General features: G+C 75.8%; 14 protein-coding genes. 9 read left to right on the top strand and 5 right to left on the bottom strand.

Annotated elements, in window-relative coordinates; translation table 11 throughout:
- Nucleotides 1–131 precede the first annotated feature (131 nt).
- From RLT57_RS02900 to RLT57_RS02880, 5 genes are all read left to right on the top strand, one after another.
- The gene (locus RLT57_RS02900) at nt 132–1,373 is read left to right on the top strand and encodes a D-arabinono-1,4-lactone oxidase (RefSeq protein WP_311295785.1); all 1,242 of its coding nucleotides are present in this window, start codon (nt 132–134) and stop codon (nt 1,371–1,373) included.
- Between the two features lie 46 nt (nt 1,374–1,419).
- Nucleotides 1,420–1,860 carry an Lrp/AsnC family transcriptional regulator gene (locus RLT57_RS02895; RefSeq protein WP_311295784.1) on the top strand — a complete coding sequence of 147 codons (441 nt, stop codon included), beginning with the start codon at nt 1,420–1,422 and terminating at the stop codon, nt 1,858–1,860.
- Nucleotides 1,861–1,965: 105 nt separating this feature from the next.
- Nucleotides 1,966–3,639 (top strand): amidohydrolase, encoded by a 1,674-nt coding sequence (locus tag RLT57_RS02890; RefSeq protein ID WP_311295783.1) that lies wholly within the window; start codon nt 1,966–1,968, stop codon nt 3,637–3,639.
- A gap of 641 nt (nt 3,640–4,280) precedes the next feature.
- Entirely contained in the window at nt 4,281–6,011 is a 1,731-nt protein-coding gene (gene lnt / locus RLT57_RS02885; protein ID WP_399127920.1) for an apolipoprotein N-acyltransferase, read from the top strand.
- Entirely contained in the window at nt 6,008–6,778 is a 771-nt protein-coding gene (locus RLT57_RS02880) for a polyprenol monophosphomannose synthase (protein WP_311295781.1), read from the top strand. Before lnt ends, RLT57_RS02880 begins: the two co-directional genes overlap by 4 nt.
- A gap of 65 nt (nt 6,779–6,843) precedes the next feature.
- On the opposite strand, the gene RLT57_RS02875 is transcribed toward RLT57_RS02880, so the two are convergent.
- Entirely contained in the window at nt 6,844–7,653 is an 810-nt protein-coding gene (locus RLT57_RS02875; RefSeq protein WP_311295780.1) for a hypothetical protein, read from the bottom strand.
- 100 nt (nt 7,654–7,753) lie between these two features.
- Between RLT57_RS02875 and fxsA the strand changes: the two genes are divergently transcribed.
- Complete coding sequence (fxsA, locus tag RLT57_RS02870; RefSeq protein ID WP_311295779.1) at nt 7,754–8,350, top strand: FxsA family membrane protein; 597 nt, start codon at nt 7,754–7,756, stop codon at nt 8,348–8,350.
- Nucleotides 8,351–8,477: 127 nt separating this feature from the next.
- On the opposite strand, the gene RLT57_RS02865 is transcribed toward fxsA, so the two are convergent.
- On the bottom strand, nt 8,478–8,852 hold the full coding sequence (locus RLT57_RS02865) for an RNA polymerase-binding protein RbpA (protein WP_311295778.1): 375 nt from the start codon (nt 8,850–8,852) through the stop codon (nt 8,478–8,480).
- 586 nt (nt 8,853–9,438) lie between these two features.
- Here RLT57_RS02865 and RLT57_RS02860 point away from each other — a divergent pair.
- The gene (locus tag RLT57_RS02860) at nt 9,439–10,929 is read left to right on the top strand and encodes a PLP-dependent aminotransferase family protein (protein ID WP_311295777.1); all 1,491 of its coding nucleotides are present in this window, start codon (nt 9,439–9,441) and stop codon (nt 10,927–10,929) included.
- Nucleotides 10,930–10,990: 61 nt separating this feature from the next.
- Here RLT57_RS02860 and RLT57_RS02855 read toward each other — a convergent pair whose 3' ends face one another.
- Both RLT57_RS02855 and RLT57_RS02850 read right to left on the bottom strand, forming a co-directional pair.
- On the bottom strand, nt 10,991–12,598 hold the full coding sequence (locus RLT57_RS02855) for a hypothetical protein (RefSeq protein ID WP_311295776.1): 1,608 nt from the start codon (nt 12,596–12,598) through the stop codon (nt 10,991–10,993).
- 377 nt (nt 12,599–12,975) lie between these two features.
- Nucleotides 12,976–13,170, bottom strand: coding sequence for a hypothetical protein (locus tag RLT57_RS02850; RefSeq protein WP_311300548.1), 195 nt, complete (start codon nt 13,168–13,170; stop codon nt 12,976–12,978).
- Between the two features lie 305 nt (nt 13,171–13,475).
- On the opposite strand from RLT57_RS02850, the gene RLT57_RS02845 reads away from it, so the two are divergent.
- Nucleotides 13,476–14,102 carry a uridine kinase gene (locus RLT57_RS02845; protein WP_311295775.1) on the top strand — a complete coding sequence of 209 codons (627 nt, stop codon included), beginning with the start codon at nt 13,476–13,478 and terminating at the stop codon, nt 14,100–14,102.
- A gap of 86 nt (nt 14,103–14,188) precedes the next feature.
- A complete protein-coding gene (locus RLT57_RS02840; RefSeq protein ID WP_311295774.1) occupies nt 14,189–15,205 on the top strand; it encodes a GNAT family N-acetyltransferase in 1,017 nt (338 codons plus the stop codon).
- A 211-nt stretch (nt 15,206–15,416) separates the two neighbouring features.
- Here RLT57_RS02840 and rho read toward each other — a convergent pair whose 3' ends face one another.
- Nucleotides 15,417–16,562 (bottom strand): transcription termination factor Rho, encoded by a 1,146-nt coding sequence (rho, locus tag RLT57_RS02835; RefSeq protein WP_311295773.1) that lies wholly within the window; start codon nt 16,560–16,562, stop codon nt 15,417–15,419.
- Between the last annotated feature and the right edge of the window lie 71 nt (nt 16,563–16,633).

The following is a 16,633-nucleotide window of genomic DNA, read 5'->3' as shown; positions in this document are numbered from 1 at the left end:
CGCCCCCACTGTGCGACCACGCACCCCCCAACGCCCCGCGGCAGTCGGCACGGGCCCTTGCCGCGGCGCCGGATAAGGTGGCGTCGGGCGAGGCCAGGCGGGTCCGCGCCGACGGACGGAGGCGGCTGGCGATGCCAACCAACTGGGCGGGCAACCTCACCTTCGCCGCGGCCCGGGTGCACCGCCCGGTTGATCTGGCCGCGCTGCGCGCCCTCGTCGCCGGCAGCCGTCAGGCCAAGGCCCTGGGCAGCGGCCACTCCTTCAGCGACATCGCCGACACCGAGGGCGACCTGATCGATCTCGGTGCGCTCCCCGCCGAGATCGACCTGGACACCGCGGCCGGCACCGTACGGGTCGCCGCCGCCGTCCGCTACGCCGAACTCGCCCGGACGCTGGACGCGTCGGGACGCGCGCTGCCCAACATGGCCTCGCTGCCGCACATCTCCGTGGCCGGCTCGGTCGCCACCGGCACCCACGGCTCCGGCGACGCCAACGGCGGCCTCGCCACCTCGGTACGGGCGGTCGAACTGGTCACCGCCGACGGCGACACCCGCGCCTTCAGCCGCGACTCCGACGGCGACACCTTCGACGGCACGGTGGTGTCGCTGGGCGCACTCGGGGTCGTCACCCACCTCACCCTCGACACCGTGCCCGCGTACCGGATGCGGCAGCGTGTCCGTACCGGCCTCGGACTCGACCACGCCGTCGAGCACTTCGACGCCATCACCGGCGCCGCCTACAGCGTCAGCCTGTTCACCGACTGGCGTGCCCCCCGCTTCGGCCAGGTCTGGCTGAAACAGCTCGCCGACGCCCCCGCCGCCGACATCCCGCAGACCCGGCCCGCCGACGGCCCGCTGCACCCCGTCCCCGGCGTGGACCCGGTGCACTGCACGGCCCAGGACGGCGTGCCGGGCCCCTGGTACGAGCGGCTTCCGCACTTCCGGCCCGACTTCACCCCCAGCAGCGGTGAGGAGCTCCAGTCCGAGTACCTGGTGCCGCGGACCGGGGCGGCAGCCGCCCTCGAAGTCCTCGCCGGCCTGCGGGAGGCCATCGCCCCGGTGCTCCAGATCTGCGAGATCCGCACCATCGCCGCCGACCGGCTCTGGCTCAGCCCCGCGTACGGCCGCGACACGGTGGGACTGCACTTCACCTGGATCAAGGACCCGGCCGCCGTCGCGCCGGTGCTGGCCGCCGTCGAGGCCGCCCTCGCCCCGCTGGACGCGCGCCCGCACTGGGGCAAGCTCTTCACCACCGACCCGGAGCGGATCCGGGCCGCCTACCCGCGGATGGCGGACTTCCTGGCGATGGCCGAGGAGTGCGATCCGGCGGGCACGTTCCGCAACGCCTACCTCCGTCGGCTGATGTCCACCTGATGTCCATCTGCCGCCGAGACCCTCACAACGGGTAAGGTCGTCCGCTGTGGAGGAGCTGGACCGGCACATCGTGGAACTTCTCGTCGCCGACGGGCGGATGAGCTACACCGACCTGGGCAAAGCCACCGGCCTGTCCACCTCGGCGGTGCACCAGCGGGTGCGGCGGCTCGAACAGCGCGGGGTGATCCGCGGTTACGCCGCGCTCATCGACCCCGAGGCGATCGGCCTGTCGCTCACCGCGTTCATCTCCGTCAAGCCGTTCGACCCCAGCGCCCCCGACGACATCGCCGACCGGCTCACCGGCGTGCCCGAGATCGAGGCGTGCCACAGCGTGGCCGGCGACGAGAACTACATCCTCAAGGTCCGCGTCGCCACGCCCATCGAGCTGGAGCACCTGCTGGGCCGCATCCGCAGCCTGGCCGGAGTCTCCACCCGCACCACGGTGGTGCTCTCCACGGCCTACGAGGCCAGGCCGCCGCGCGTCTGACGGCCGCTCCCCCCGGCCGAGGCACGACCCCCGCGCGCCGTACCGCACCCGCACCCGCACCCCCCGCGCCCCGCGGGCGGCGGGCGCCGGGGGAGACTGGACCCCATGCACGACACCTCCGCGACGCGGACTCCCGACGCGACCGAACACCCCCAGGGCCCCGCGCCCAGCGGCACCGTGCTGCTGCGCGGCGGCTTCGTCCACAGCCCCGCCGACCCCTTCGCCACCGCGATGGTGGTCGACGGCGGCACCGTCGCCTGGGTGGGCTCGGAAGGGGCCGCGGACTCCTTCGCCGACGGCGTCGACGCCGTGGTCCGACTGGACGGCGCCCTGGTCACCCCGGCCTTCACCGACGCGCACGTGCACACCACCGCCACCGGCCTGGCGCTGACCGGGCTGGACCTCACCGACGCCGGCTCGCTCGGCGAGGCACTGGCCAGGACCGCCGCCCACGCCGCCGCCCGGCCCGCCGACCGGGTACTGCTCGGCCACGGCTGGGACGAGACCCGCTGGCCCGAGCGCCGCCCGCCGACCCGCGCCGAACTGGACCGGGCGACCGGCGGCCGGCCGGTCTACCTGAGCCGGACCGACGTGCACTCCGCGGTGGTCGGCAGCGCGCTGGCCGCCCTCGTACCCGGCCTCGAGGCGCTGCCCGGACACGACCCGCTGGCCCCGCTGACCCGCGACGCCCACCACGCGGTCCGCCGCGCCGCCTACGCCGCCGTCACCCCCGCCCAGCGGACGGCCGCGCAGCGCGCCGCGCTGGCCCACGCCGCCGCCCAGGGCATCGGATCCGTCCACGAGTGCGCCGGGCCCGAGATCTCCGGCGAGGACGACCTGACCGGCCTGCTGGCCCTGGCCGCGGCCGAGGCGGGCCCCCGGGTCCACGGCTACTGGGCGCAGCCCTGGCAGCGCCCGGAGGACCTGGACATGATCCGCGACCTCGGGGCGACCGGCGCCGGCGGCGACCTGTTCGTGGACGGCTCCATCGGCTCGCACACCGCCCGCCTGCACGCGCCGTACGCCGACGCCCCGCACACCGGCGTCGCCCACCTGGACGCCGAGACCATCGCCCGCCACCTCACACTGTGCACCCGGGCGGGCGTCCAGGCCGGCTTCCACGCCATCGGCGACGCGGCGGTCGACGCGGTGGTCGACGGAGTACGGGCCGCCGCCGAGGCCGCCGGCCTGGACCGGGTACGGGCGCTGCGGCACAGGGTGGAGCACGCCGAGCTGATCAGTGCGCGGTCCATCGCCGCCTTCGCCGAGTTCGGGCTCGTCGCGTCCGTACAGCCCGCCTTCGACGCGGCCTGGGGCGGCCCGGACGGCATGTACGCCCGCCGGCTCGGCGCCGGGCGGGCCGCGGCCCTCAACCCCTTCGCCGCGATGACCCGGGCCGGGGTGCCGCTGGTGCTCGGCTCGGACAGCCCGGTCACCCCGCTCGACCCGTGGGGCGCGGTGCGGGCCGCCACCTTCCACCGCACCCCCGGGCACCGGATCTCCGCCCGCGCCGCCTTCAACGCCCACACCCGCGGCGGCTGGCGGGCCGTCGGCCGGGACGACGCGGGCGTCCTGGTGCCCGGCGCGCCCGCCGACTACGCGGTCTGGAGCGTCGGCGACCTGGTCGTACAGGCCCCGGACGAGCGGGTCGCGGGCTGGTCCACCGACCCGCGCTCCGGCACCCCCGGCCTGCCCGACGTGACACCCGGCGGCGAACTCCCCACGGCGTTGCGTACGGTGGTCGGCGGACGGACGGTGTACCCGGGGCCGAACGGGTGAGCTGCGGTTTCCCCATGCCGCCGAACGGTGCGCCCTGGCCGGGCACCGGCGTGTCGCGGGTCGGCCGGTGGTCGGTACTGACCTGCTGATTTGGCGAAAGCCAGCAGGTCACAGGGGTGTTGACAGTTGCTGGTCGGGGGCGGGTAGGTTCGGCCGAGTCCACCACGAGGACGTCGGACCGGGGGCACTCCGCAGCCCGCGTCGACCACCGCTGGGCCATGGGGCGCCGCGCCGCACGTGCACGCCGCCACTGGCAGCCAGGCCCAGCGGGCACGACACGGAACGCGGCCCGCCCGTGGGCCCCTCCACCCGCGAGGGAACGGAGGGGGAGGGCCGCCCGATCGGCAGGTGTGACCCGGAAAGGGCCCGGACGCCCAGTAGACAACGGCCTTGGTACCGACTCGCAGCCAGCGGGCCCCAGGTCGGCCCGAAGGGCATCCGGGCCCGTTCCGCACGCCCGCCGCCCCGTGGACACCGCCGCCCGGCCGCCCCCGCCCGCCGCCGTCCGGCCGCCCGCCGCCGCCCCCGCCCGCCGCCGTCCGAGCGCCCCGCGGCCGCGGGCGGCCGGAAACCGACGGGCGCGCCCGCCGCGGCCGCCGACCTGGGGGATGCTTTGCCCACCCGCGACCCATCCTTCGGACATGACGGGGTACGGTCGCCTTCACCACCTCTCCACCTGCAGGAAGGCCGCGAACGTGCGCCTGCGTCCCGAAACCGCGCCCGCGGCGCCCCCGGCGGTCCCCGGGCCGCCGCTCGCGCGGCCCGCCGGGGGGCCCGTGCCGGCGCCGCGGGCCCCGCGGCGCCGGCGCCTTGCCGCCCTGTGCCGCGCGGCGGCGCCGCGTACGGCCGTGGCGGTCGTCGCCGGGCTGCTGCTGACCCTCGCGTTCCCGCCGTACGACGTCTGGCCGCTGTCGATCGTCGCGGTCGCGGCGCTGTCGCTGCTGATGCGCGGCCGGACCGTCGGGCAGGGCGCCTGGCTCGGGTTCGCCTTCGGGTTCCCCTTCTTCGTCTGGCTGCTGGCCTGGCTGAACGTGGTCGGCTGGGACGCGGTGATCGGCCTGTCCGCCATCGAGGCCGCGTTCCTGGCCGCGCTCGGCGCCTGCCTGGTGCTCAGCCGGAGGCTGCCCGGAGGGCCGCTGTGGGCCGCGTGCCTGTGGGTCACCGAGGAACTGGCCCGGGACCGGCTGCCTTTCGGCGGCTTCCCCTGGGGCCGGCTCGCCTTCGCCAACACCGGCTCGCCCTACACCCCGCTCGCCGCCCTCGGCGGCGCTCCGCTGGTGACCTTCGCGGTGGCCCTCAGTGGCACCCTGCTGGCCGCCGCGGCGCTCGCCGCGGCCGAGCTGCCACGGGAGCGCCCCAGGGCCCTGCGTACCGCCCTGAGCGCCGCCGGCGCCCTCGTGCTGTCGGCGGGCGTCCTGCTGGCCGGCCTGCTCGTACCGGTGCCCACCGGCGCCGCCGACCACGTCCGCATCGCCGTCGTCCAGGGCAACGTCCAGCAGCCGGGACTGGACTTCCTCGGCCGGCCGATGATGATCCTCGACAACCACGTCGACGCCACCCTCAAGCTCGCCGCCGACATCAAGGCCGGCCGGGTGCCCAAGCCGGACCTGGTGCTGTGGCCGGAGAACTCCTCCGACCTCGACCCGTTCTCCAACCCGGCCGCGTACGACAGGATCACCCGGGCCGTGCAGGCGGTCGGCGTCCCCGTCCTGGTCGGCGCGCTGGTGGACGGCCCGGACAAGGACCACGTGCAGAACGAGGGCATCGTCTGGGACCCGGTCACCGGGCCCGGCGCCCACTACACCAAGCAGCACCCCGTGCCGTTCGGCGAGTACGTGCCCTTCCGCGAGGAACTGACCAAGGTCATCAGCCGGCTGGACGAGATCCCGCGCGACTTCTACCCGGGCCAAACCACCGGCGTCCTGCAGATCGGGCCGGCCCGGCTCGGCGACGTCATCTGCTTCGAGGTCGCCTACGACGGCATCGTGCGCGACACCGTGAACGCCGGCGCCCGCGCGATCGTCGTCCAGACCAACAACGCCACCTACGGCCGAACCGGGCAGCCGGAGCAGCAGCTGGCCATGTCCAGACTGCGCGCCGTGGAGCACGGCCGGGCCGTGGTGACCGCCGCGACCAGCGGGATCAGCGCGATCGTGGCCCCGGACGGCAAGGTCGAGCAGCGCAGTCGCGAGTTCACCCGGCAGGTGCTCAGCGCCGACCTCCCGCTCCGCGACGGCAGGACCGTCGCCGATCGCGTCGGTGCGGTTCCCGAGTGGACTCTCGCTATGGTGGGGCTCCTGTCCTGCGCGGCCGCGGTCGCGATCGGCAGGCGCGACCGCACAGGCATGGTGAAGGGGCAAAGGCAGCAGTGACAGCGAACGACGGCGAGCAGCGGAGCTTCGGCCCGCTCGGCAAGGTCCTCGTCATCATCCCGACGTACAACGAGGCCGAGAACATCAAGCCGATCGTCAGGCGTGTCCGGGCGTCGGTGCCGCAGGCCCATGTCCTGGTCGCCGACGACAACAGCCCGGACGGCACCGGCAAGCTCGCCGACGAGCTGGCCGGCCCCGACGAGCAGGTGCACGTCCTGCACCGCAGGGGCAAGGAGGGCCTCGGCGCCGCCTACCTGGCCGGCTTCCAGTGGGGCCTGGACGAGGGCTACGGGGTGCTGGTCGAGATGGACGCCGACGGCTCCCACCAGCCCGAGGAGCTGCCCCGGCTGCTCACCGCGCTGAAGGGCGCCGACCTGGTGCTCGGCTCCCGCTGGATCCCCGGCGGCCGGGTGGTGAACTGGCCCAAGTCCCGCGAGATGCTCTCCCGCGGCGGCAGCACGTACTCCCGGCTGATGCTGGACGTGCCGATCCGCGACGTCACCGGCGGCTACCGGGCCTTCCGCCGGGAGACCCTGGAGGGCATCGGCATGGCCGAGGTCGCCTCTGCCGGCTACTGCTTCCAGGTCGACCTGGCCTGGCGCGCGGTCAAGGCCGGCTTCCACGTCGTCGAGGTGCCGATCACCTTCGTGGAGCGGGAGCACGGCGACAGCAAGATGAGCCGCAACATCGTGGTCGAGGCGCTGTGGCGGATCACCGCCTGGGGCGTGGGCGCCAGGGCCGGCAGGATCACCGGCCGCGGCGTCTGAGGGGCGCCGCCACCGCGCAGGGCTCCGGCGGGCCCGGTGCCGGGCGGTACGGGGCGGGCCGGCCGTCAGCCCAGGATGTTGACGGCCCGCGCCACCACCAGTACCAGGGTGATCAGCGACACCGCGGACTGCACCAGCATCCACACCTTCGCGGTCCGCGTCATCGGCATCACGTCGGTCGGGCTGAAGGCCGTGGAATTGGTGAAGGACAGGTACAAGTAGTCCAGGAAGGCCGGCTCCCAGTGCTCGGGGGCCAGCTCGGGGGACTGCATCTGGACGAAGAGGAAGTCCGGGGCCGGGCGCTCGCCGTGCGCGCGGGCCGCCGGACCGCCGCGGTCCAGCTCCCAGTACCCCAGCCCGAAGATCACCATGTTGATCAGCCAGACGGTCCCGCCGGTCAGCAGCAGCCGGCCCGCCGAGCCGCCCTCGGTGCCGCGCACCAGGCCGTCCACCAGCCGGACCACCGAGTACGCGTTGGCGCCGCCGACGGTGAAGGTCAGCACCAGGCCCAGCCCCCGGTACAGCGGGGAGCGGCGCTCGATCCGGTACGGGCTGAGCGCGACCAGGCAGACCAGCAGCGCCACCTCGACGGCCGGCATCAAAGGCCGCGGCTGCACCGAGAGCCGGGCGGGCAGCGTCAGCTGCACCACCGCCACCAGCAGCACCGCCGCCGAGGACGCCCACCGGGTCTCCCCCCGGGTGGCCCGCCGCCAGGCCGGCTCGAACCGGTGCTCGGCCCCGGTGAGCCCGCCCCGGGCCGGGGTGAGCAGCAGGGCCTCGATCCTGGCCAGCCGCTCGGTGAGCTCACCGCGGACGGCGGGCGGACCGGGGTCGGGCGGAGTCGGCTCGTCCCGGCCGCCGGGGGTGTGGGTCACGCCGTCATCGTGGCCGCCGCCGGCCGTCCGCGTCCACCGCGGACCGGCCGTACGCCCCCGCGCTTTACCGTCTCTTGGCCGACTGCGGCACACTGGACCCATGACCTCGAGTTCACCGCCCCCGGCCCGTCAGCAGCAGGCCAACCGGCCCGCGCGGCGGCGTTCGCGCGCCCGTACCGCGGTGCCGCTGGCCCTCGCGGTCTGGGCGGCGCTGGAGATCTGGCTGCTGGTCGTGGTGGCGGACGCGGCCGGCGGATTCGTCGTGCTGCTGTGCCTGCTCGCCGGGCTCGTGCTGGGCGCGGCGGCGGTGAAGCGGGCCGGGCGCAGCGCGTGGCGGAACCTGACGGCGACCCTGCAGCAGCCGGGGACGCCGGGCGCGCCCCCGGCAGAAGGCGCCCCGGCGCTGCCCGCCGCCGGCAGCCGGGCCGGGCTGCACATGCTCGGCGGCGTGCTGCTGATCATCCCGGGGTTCGTCTCGGACGCGGTGGCGCTGCTGCTGCTCTTCCCGCCGACCCGCAAACTGACCGGCAGGGGTCTGGACCGGCTGCTGCTGCGCCGGGTCGCGTCGGCGGGCGACCCCGGCTCCATCGGCGACCTGTTCCAGCAGGCGCGGGAGGCCGACGAGCGGTCCCGGATCCACCGCCCCGACGGCAAGGTCATCCAGGGCGAGGTCGTCGACCCCGACGACAAGCGCTGAGCGGGCAGAAAAACGCCCGGCGCGGGAGCGTCTTTCGCGCTCCCGCGCCGGGCGGGAAGTGTCGGGGGGCCTTCCCCGGATCCGGTCCGGGGGAAGCCCCGCTGGTGTCGGGCACCGGGGCCTGGGGTCAGGCGCTCTTGCGGTTGTCCCGCGGATGCACCGCGATGTTCATCGCTCCGGAGCGCAGGACGGCCAGCCGCTCGGCCAGCACCTCCTCCAGCTCCTCCAGCGTCCGCCGTTCCATGAGCATGTCCCAGTGCGTGCGCGCCGGTTTGACCGCCTTTTCCTCCGGGCCCTCTCCGTCCACCAGGAGCGCGGTCTGGCCGCAGGCGCGGCATTCCCACTCCGGCGGAATCTCGGCCTCAACCGAGAACGGCATCTCAAAGCGATGGCCGTTCCGGCATGCGTACTCAACGGTCTGGCGCGGGGCCAGATCGATACCGCGGTCGGTCTCGTAGCTGGTGGCCCCGAGTCGCGTGCCGCGGAGAGCTCGCTCACTCATGAATCGTGCCTCCCGGGCTTGGTCGCCCACAGGACAGGTGTCGCTGTCGTCGTCATCCGGTCAACGTCCGGTCGGCGGTGAAGATTCCCGTTGCGGGATATGCGTCGCCCGTCGTGTCAGCCCTGTTTGTACCCGCCGGTGCCCGGTTTGTCACACCTGGGCGGAGAAGTCATCCGGTGTCGTCGCAATCTTTTCCTTGCAGTAACGGTCAAGCCGCAGGGCCAACCGCGTACACTACCCGTCCGCACCATCCGGGGCTAAATCGCCCCGCATCGAACGGGCGCCCGTGATCGCCCGGCGCGCCGATGCGACTCCTACCCCGGCCGCCGGGCGCGGAACCCGCCGGAGATCGAATTGCGCCCGGCGGGCGTCGGACCGGCTGGGCACGGCGGCGGGCACGGCGGCGGACACGGCGGTGGACACGGCGGTGGCGGCGACCGCGTGGACGGCGACGCGCCTCCGGCGGCACCGGCCGACACTGGAGACGGGACCCGAACCCCCTGGTGACCCGACCGGGGCCGTGGCAGTCTGTGGCCTGTACACGCGCTCCGTCCGCGGCCAATCGTCGGAAGGTGGACTGATCTCGATGTCGCAGTGGACTGCGTCGGTGGGTGCGGCGCACCTGGCCCGGCTGCTCCGACCGCTGCCGAGGACCGGCGGTGGTGGCAGGAAACTGCCCGCCTACCGAGGGCTGGCCGACGGCGTACGGCTGCTGGTGCTGGAGGGCCGCGTGCAGGTGGCGGCCCGGCTGCCCGCCGAGCGGGAACTGGCACTCGCCCTCGGCGTCAGCAGGACCACCGTCGCGGCGGCGTACGAGGCGCTGCGCACCGAGGGCTTCGCCCGGTCCCGGCGCGGCGCCGGCAGCTGGACCGCGATCCCCGAGGGGCATGTACTGCCCTCCCGCAGCCTGGAGCCGCTGCCGCCGGACGCGGCGGGCTCCTCGATCGACCTCGGCACCGCCTCGCTGCCGGCGCCGGAGCCGTGGCTGACCCGGGCGATGGAGGGCGCGCTCGCCGAGCTCCCCGCGTACGCGGCCACCCACGGCGACTTCCCGGCCGGGCTCCCGGTGCTGCGCGAGGCCATCGCCGACCGGTACACCGCCCGCGGGGTGCCCACGATGCCCGAGCAGATCATGGTGACCACCGGCGCGATGGGCGCGATCGGCGCGGTCACCCGGCGGCTGGTCGGCCTCGGGGAGCGGGTCGCGGTGGAGTCGCCCAGCTACGCCAACGTGCTGGAGCTGTTCCGGGAGACCGGGTCCCGGCTGGTGCCGGTGGCGCTGCGCGAGCACCTGGGCGGCTGGGAGATGGACACCTGGCGGCGGGTGCTGCGGGACGCCGCGCCGCCGATGGCGTACGTCATGCCGGACTTCCACAACCCGACCGGCACGCTGGTCGGCGACGACGAGCGGCGCGAGCTGGTGGAGGCGGCGCGGGCGGCCGGCACGGTGCTGGTGGTCGACGAGACGATGACCGAACTGGTGCTGGACGGCGCGGAGTCGGGGGTACGGCCGATGGCGGCCTTCGACCGCGGCGGCACGGTGATGACGGTCGGTTCCGCGAGCAAGGCGGTGTGGGCGGGGCTGCGGATCGGCTGGGTGCGCAGCACCCCCGACGTGGTCCGGCGGCTGGTCTCGGCCCGCGCCTATCTCGACCTGGGCTCGCCGGTGATCGACCAGCTGGTGGTGGCGTGGCTGCTGCGCGGCGGCGGCTGGGAGCAGGCGCTCGCGGCCCGCCGCCGCCGGGCCGCGCAGTGCCGGGACGACCTGGCGGCGGCGCTCCGGCTGCACGTGCCCGACTGGGACTTCACGGTGCCGCGCGGCGGCATGACCATGTGGGTGCGCACCGGTGACGTCTCCGGCTCCCGGCTGGCCGTGGCAGGCGAGCGGCTCGGCGTCCGGGTCCCCTCCGGCCCCCGCTTCGGCGTCGACGGCGCCTTCGAGTCCTTCGTCCGGATCCCGTTCACGGTCAGCGGCGCCCGCGCCACCGAGGCCGCGGCCCGCCTGGCCCGCGCCGCCGACCTCGTCCGCTCCGGCGGCGCCGCCGACACCGAGGGCGCCGGCCTCTTCGTGGCCTGACCCCGGCGCCGGCGCCGCCGCGGGCGGCCCGCGGCGCCGGCCCCGGTCCGCCCCGGTCGGCTCAGCCCGGTTCCAGGTCGGCGACGGTACGCACGACCGCGTCCTTGCCGAGGACGACCGGCTCGCGGCCCGGCGCCGCGGTCGGCTCGGGGACCGGGCCGGAAGCCGGCGGAGCGCCCGGCAGCAGCGCCAGTACGGCGTCGCGTTCGGCCGGAGAGGTCTCCTCGTCGTAGGGGTCGGGCGTCGCCGGGACCTGGAGGCGGAGCACCGGCCCCGTACCGAGCCGGGCGTAGCCGCGGCCCGGGGGCACGTCGGAGGCGGGCGTGGTGCGCTGCGCGGCGCCGAGCACCGCCGCGACGTGGTCGGGCGCCAGCGGGCCGAGCACCACCCGCGCCCGGGTCTGCGCGATGACCGCCGGCGCCAGCGTCTCCGTGGCGTCGAGCCGGTCGGCCACCGCGACCGCGACGTTCGCCGTCCGCCCGTGCCGCAGCGGCACGTCCAGCAGGGCCTGCGGATCGGGCCGGCCCTCCGCCATCGCCAGCTGGGTGAGCGCGGTCGGCCGGTCGACCAGGATCCACAGCGGCCGCCGTACGTCGTCGGGCACCGCGGTACCGGACTGCCGCGACCGGTTGACGGTGATCAGCCGCCGCTCGGTCTCGTGCGCGGCCCACTCCAGGGTCGCGGCGGCGCCGAGCAGCCCGTCCTCGACGGCCAGCACCCCGGGACGCCCGGCCAGGCACGCGTACTCGCCCGTACCGCTGCCGTCGATCACCACGACGTCCCCGTGTACCAACGCCTGGAGCGCGATCGACCGCAGCAGGCTGGTCGTCCCGGTGCCGGGCTGGCCCAGGGCCAGCAGGTGCGGCTCGGTGGAGCGCGCCCCCGTCCGCCACACCACCGGCGGCGCGTCCTGCGTGCGCCCGCCCGCGGTGACCGGCACGGTCCGCTGCACGGCGTCGGCGCCGGTGAACCCGAGCACCGTCTCACCCGGAGACGTGACGAACCGCTGCGCGACCACGTCGGTCGGCAGCGGCGGCAGCGCGGTGAGGGTGAGGTGGTTCTCCTCCTCGTTCCAGTCGAAGCGGTACTCCCGGCCCCGCCCGGCCTTCGCGTGCAGCAACTGCTCCACCCGGGCCCGGGAGTCCGCCTCGCCGTCGGTGAAGTACGCCGGATACCGCAGGCGCAGCCGCACCAGCCGGCCGTCCCGGAACTCGTGCGCGCCGAACGCCCTGTCCCAGCTGCCGTCGTGCGTGTAGAGCGGCGCGGGGTCCGCGGCGTCGGACAGGTACGGCACCAGCGCCTCGTACAGCGACTGGAGCCGCACCGCCTCCGCCTGGCTGGGCCCGGCGGGCGCCGCGCCGGCGCGGTCCCGGCCCAGCCACGCCGCGGACGCCGTCAGCGCGACCACGCCGAGGACCGGCCCGTACGGCATCATCGCCACGATGACGACGCCGGCCGCCGCCAGCAGCAGTGCGGGCGCGCGCTGCTCCTTCGGGGTCCGGCCCCACCAGCCGCCCGCCCAGGCGGCCTGCCGGCGCATGCCCTTGGCGATGGTGATGACCGGGTGGAGCACGTCGGTCGCGCCGTCGGCCGCGGTACGCGCCAGGTCGCGGCCGCGGACAAGCGCCGGCCGGCTGCTGAGGATGCTGGGAAGGGGACGCCTGGCCACGGGTGCTCCATCGGGTGCTTCGGGGGTGGGGACGGGCGGGGGCCCTGCTGTTCGCCGCGGGACGGGTCCGGGGCCGGGCGGGCCGGGGGAGGGGTGCGGGCCCGGTGCGGGCGGGCGGGGGGAGCACCGGAGGCCGCGGGTCCCGCCCCGCGGGCGGACGGCGCCGTGTCTCGGACCCGAGGGCCTGCCGTGGGGATCTCCGCGGCGCCGCGGTGCCCGGCGCGGAGGTCCGCGCCGGTGCCGCGCGGCCCGGTGCGCGGATCCGCCGCGTTCCCGCCGGTCGGCGACACACCGCGTCGCCTCCCTCCTCGGCCTCGGCCTCGTACCGCACCGCACCGGACCCCGCTCCGCCACCCGCACAGCCCGACGACAGGTCCCTAGATCCTGAGCCCGCCGATCAGGCTGGCCAGGCTCTGGCCGCTCGCCTTGATGCTCGGGGCGATCGCGGAGCCCGCGAGGTAGAAGCCGAAAAGGGTGCACACCAGCCCGTGCGACACCTTCAGGCCGTCCTTGCGGAAGAACAGGAAGCAGATGACGCCGAGAAGAACGACGCCGGAGATGGAAAGAATCATGGGGCTCTTCTCCTGGGTGATGGGGACGGTCACCTTCAGTTCTCCCAGGCTCACAAAAGGTAGCGGATCGCGCTCACTGGCAAACGGGTGATCCGTGGCCGGCTCCATCCCGCGGGCGCGGCGGCGGGCCCCGCCCGACAGGCGTCGGCGCGGCTCCCGCCCGCCCCCCGGCAGCGGCCGCGGCCGTTTCCGGCCGCCCCCCCGGGCCGCGGGACAACCCCTCCGAAAGGGTGAGCAGATACCCCCGGACAGCCCTGGGCGGGCCCCCTTCGCCCGCCCGGCCCGCCTCGGGCAGGATGGGCGGTGTGCAGCTCACCCCGATCAGCTGGCCCCGCCTGGCGCAGGCACTGGCGGACCGCGTCGCGACCGCCCCGCCGCCCGGACCCTGGTGGCGGGTCGCGGTGGACGGCGCCCCGGCGGCCGGCACCGCGGAGCTGGCCGACGCCCTCGCCGCCGCGCTGCCCGCCCTCGGCCACCCCGCGCTCCGGGTCCGCGCCGAGAGCTTCCTCCGGCCCGCCTCGCTGCGGCTGGAGTACGGCCACCGGGACGCCGACGCGTACTACCGGCTCTGGCTGGACACCGGCGCGCTGCGCCGCGAGGTGCTCGAACCGCTGGGCCCCGGCGGCACCGGACGCGCCCTGCCGTCACTGCGCGACCCCGCCACGGACCGCGCCACCCGCGCCGAGTACGTCGACCTGCCCCCCGGCGGCGTCCTGGTGCTGGACGGCCCGCTCCTGCTCGGCCAGGGGCTGCCGCTCGACCTGACCGTGCACCTGCGGCTCTCCTGGGCCGCGCTGGAGCGCCGCACCCCCGCGGAGCAGCACTGGACACTGCCCGCCTACGACCGGTACGCCCGCGAGGCGCTGCCCGAAGAGACCGCCGATGCCCTGGTACGCGCCGACGACCCCCGGCACCCCGCCTGGACCGGCTGAACCCGCGGCCGCCCGCCGCCGGACCCGTACCGCTGCGGCCCCGCCTTGCCGTGGGGCCGCGCCCCCCGCTAGCGTCCACGAGCACCATGACTGTCGCCGTCGCGCCGCTGACCACCGAGCACATACCCGAGGCCGCACAGCGGTACGACCGCTGGTTCGCCCGCGCCCGCCGCCCGCTGTCCCAGCGGTCGTGGCTGGCCGACGGGCCGGTCCGCGGCGAGGAGCTGCTGGGCAAGCTCCACACCGCCGCCGGGTTCGAGGGCTGCCGCGCCGTGGACGGCGACGGCAACCTGATCGGCCACCTCGCCGCGATCCCGGTCGACCTCAGCGCCGACGACCCGGCCGCGCTGCACACCCACCCGCGCTCCGCGCTCGTCCCGCACGGCGGCCACGCGCTGCCGTCCGGCCGGGAGAGCGAGGTGCTGCGCGCGCTCTATGTCACAGTCGCCGCCCGGCTCGTCGCCGACCGCCGCCTGGTGCACTACGCGTGGGTGCCGGCCGGCGAGACCGCCACCGCGCCCTGGTCCGACCTCGGCTTCGGCCGCGAAACGGTGCACGGCCTGATGGCCGTCAAACCGCGCGGCCGGCAGCCCCGCGGCGTCGACGGACTCGGCATCCGCCGGGCCGGCCCCGGCGATCTGCCGCAGATCGGCCGGATGGCCGCCGAGTCCTCCCGCCGGCAGCGCGAGGCCGCGATCTTCCAGCCGCAGCCCGAGGCCGGCCTCGCCGCCCTGCGGCTGCGGTACGCCGACACGCTCGCCGACCCCCGCTGCGGCGCCTGGATCGCCTCCCGCCGGGGCGAGGAGATCGGCATGGTGCTGCTGCACCCGGCCGTCGCCGACCCGGTGGTACCCGAGTCCTGCGTGGAGCTGGCCGAGGCGTACGTGGCGCCCGCCGCCCGCGGCGAGGGCATCAGCCGGGTACTGCTGGCCACCGCGCTGGCCTGGGCGTACGACAACGGCCACCGCTACATGGCGGCACGCTGGCCCTCCGCGTCCCCGTCGGCCGCCGGCCACTGGCCCGCCTTCGGGTTCCGGGCGGTGGCGTACCGCCTCAGCCGGACCCTGGACCCGCGGATCGGCGGCGCGCCGGGGACGTTCTGAGCACCGCCCGGCGGCAGGCGGGGCCCCCGCCGGAAAGGCACCCTCGATCCTGACGAATCCGTCCCGCAGGAAGTCCCGCTCCATCGCGTCCTCGTCCATCCCGGATCATCGCGTGCGGCGCCGGGCGGGGGCCGGCGGGTTCGACGCCCCGCGGCACGCTCCCGGGCGGGCCGGCGACCACCGCGGCGCCGGGCGGCCCGCCGGGTCCGGCTCAGGCCGGCAGCGTCCCCTGGACCTGCCGCAGGAAGGCCGCGTTGTCCGGGGTCTGCCGGATACGCTCCAGCAGCACCCCGAGGCCGGACTGCGCGTCGCGCCCGTGCAGGGCCCGCCGCAGACCGCGTACCACCGACAACTCGGCGGCCGGGAGCAGCAGTTCCTCGCGGCGTGTGCCGGAGGTCAGCAGGTCGACGGCGGGGAACACCCGCCGCTCGGCGAGCGACCGGTCCAGGTGCAGCTCCATGTTCCCGGTGCCCTTGAGCTCCTCGTAGAAGAAGGTGTCGGCCCGCGAACCGGTGTCCACCAGGGCGGTGGCCAGGATGGTGAGCGAGCCGCCCTCCTCGGTGCGCCGGGCCGCGCCGAACAGCCGCTTAGGGCCGAGCAGCGCCGCCGCGTCCACACCGCCGGACAGCGTACGGCCCCCGCCGGCCGCGGCCGTGTTGTACGCCCGGCACAGCCGGGTCAGCGAGTCCAGCAGGATCACCACGTCCTGCCCCAGCTCCACCAGCCGCTTGGCCCGCTCCACGGCCAGTTCGGCGACCGCGATGTGCTGCTTGGCCGGCTGGTCGAAGGTCGAGGAGATCACCTCGCCGCGCACGCTGCGCCGCATGTCGGTGACCTCCTCGGGCCGCTCGTCCAGCAGCACCACCATCAGGTGGCACTCGGGGTGGTTGGCGGCGACGGCCGCCGCGACGCTCTGCAGGAGCATCGTCTTGCCGGCCTTGGGCGGCGCCACGATCAGCCCGCGCTGGCCCTTGCCGACCGGCGCCATCAGGTCGATGATCCGGCCGGCGGCGGCACTTGAGCCCTTGAGCAGCGCGCTCTCCAGCCGCAGCGGCTGCCGCGGGTGCAGCGGGGTCAGGTCCGCGAAGTGCGGCCGCCACCCGCCCGGCGGCAGCCCGTTGACGAGCAGGACCTCACCGAGGGCGCCGGGCCGGTCGGCCACCCCTTCCACCAGGTCCCCCTTACGCAGGCCCGCCTTGCGGATCTGCGTCGCGGACACCTGGACGTCATCGGGTGCGGCGGACCACCCGGAGCCACGCAGCCGGCCGGACTGGCCGCCGCTCACCTCCAGTACGCCGGACACCCGGGTAGGCGCCGGATCCCGCTGCACCCGCGGGCGTTCGAGAATGTCGGTCATGAATCGTCGTCCTTTCGAGGACGGAGGCCTCCGGCCGGCCGGCGAACGCCGGGCAGGGCCGGGAGGAACAG

Origin of the sequence: Streptomyces sp. ITFR-21 (assembly GCF_031844685.1) — a bacterium.
Lineage (GTDB): Bacteria > Actinomycetota > Actinomycetes > Streptomycetales > Streptomycetaceae > Actinacidiphila.
Note: the sequence above shows the minus strand (reverse complement) of the source record. Positions and strands in the feature narration are given on the sequence as shown.

Bases quoted from the DNA above. Each gene is read 5' to 3' on its own strand.
- RLT57_RS02900 (WP_311295785.1), top strand. From the start codon at position 132: ATGCCAACCAACTGGGCGGGCAACCTCACCTTCGCCGCGGCCCGGGTG.
- RLT57_RS02890 (WP_311295783.1), top strand. From the start codon at position 1,966: ATGCACGACACCTCCGCGACGCGGACTCCCGACGCGACCGAACACCCC.
- lnt (WP_399127920.1), top strand. From the start codon at position 4,281: ATGACGGGGTACGGTCGCCTTCACCACCTCTCCACCTGCAGGAAGGCC.
- fxsA (WP_311295779.1), top strand. From the start codon at position 7,754: ATGACCTCGAGTTCACCGCCCCCGGCCCGTCAGCAGCAGGCCAACCGG.
- RLT57_RS02865 (WP_311295778.1), bottom strand. From the start codon at position 8,852: ATGAGTGAGCGAGCTCTCCGCGGCACGCGACTCGGGGCCACCAGCTAC.
- RLT57_RS02860 (WP_311295777.1), top strand. From the start codon at position 9,439: ATGTCGCAGTGGACTGCGTCGGTGGGTGCGGCGCACCTGGCCCGGCTG.
- RLT57_RS02850 (WP_311300548.1), bottom strand. From the start codon at position 13,170: ATGATTCTTTCCATCTCCGGCGTCGTTCTTCTCGGCGTCATCTGCTTC.
- RLT57_RS02840 (WP_311295774.1), top strand. From the start codon at position 14,189: ATGACTGTCGCCGTCGCGCCGCTGACCACCGAGCACATACCCGAGGCC.
- rho (WP_311295773.1), bottom strand. From the start codon at position 16,562: ATGACCGACATTCTCGAACGCCCGCGGGTGCAGCGGGATCCGGCGCCT.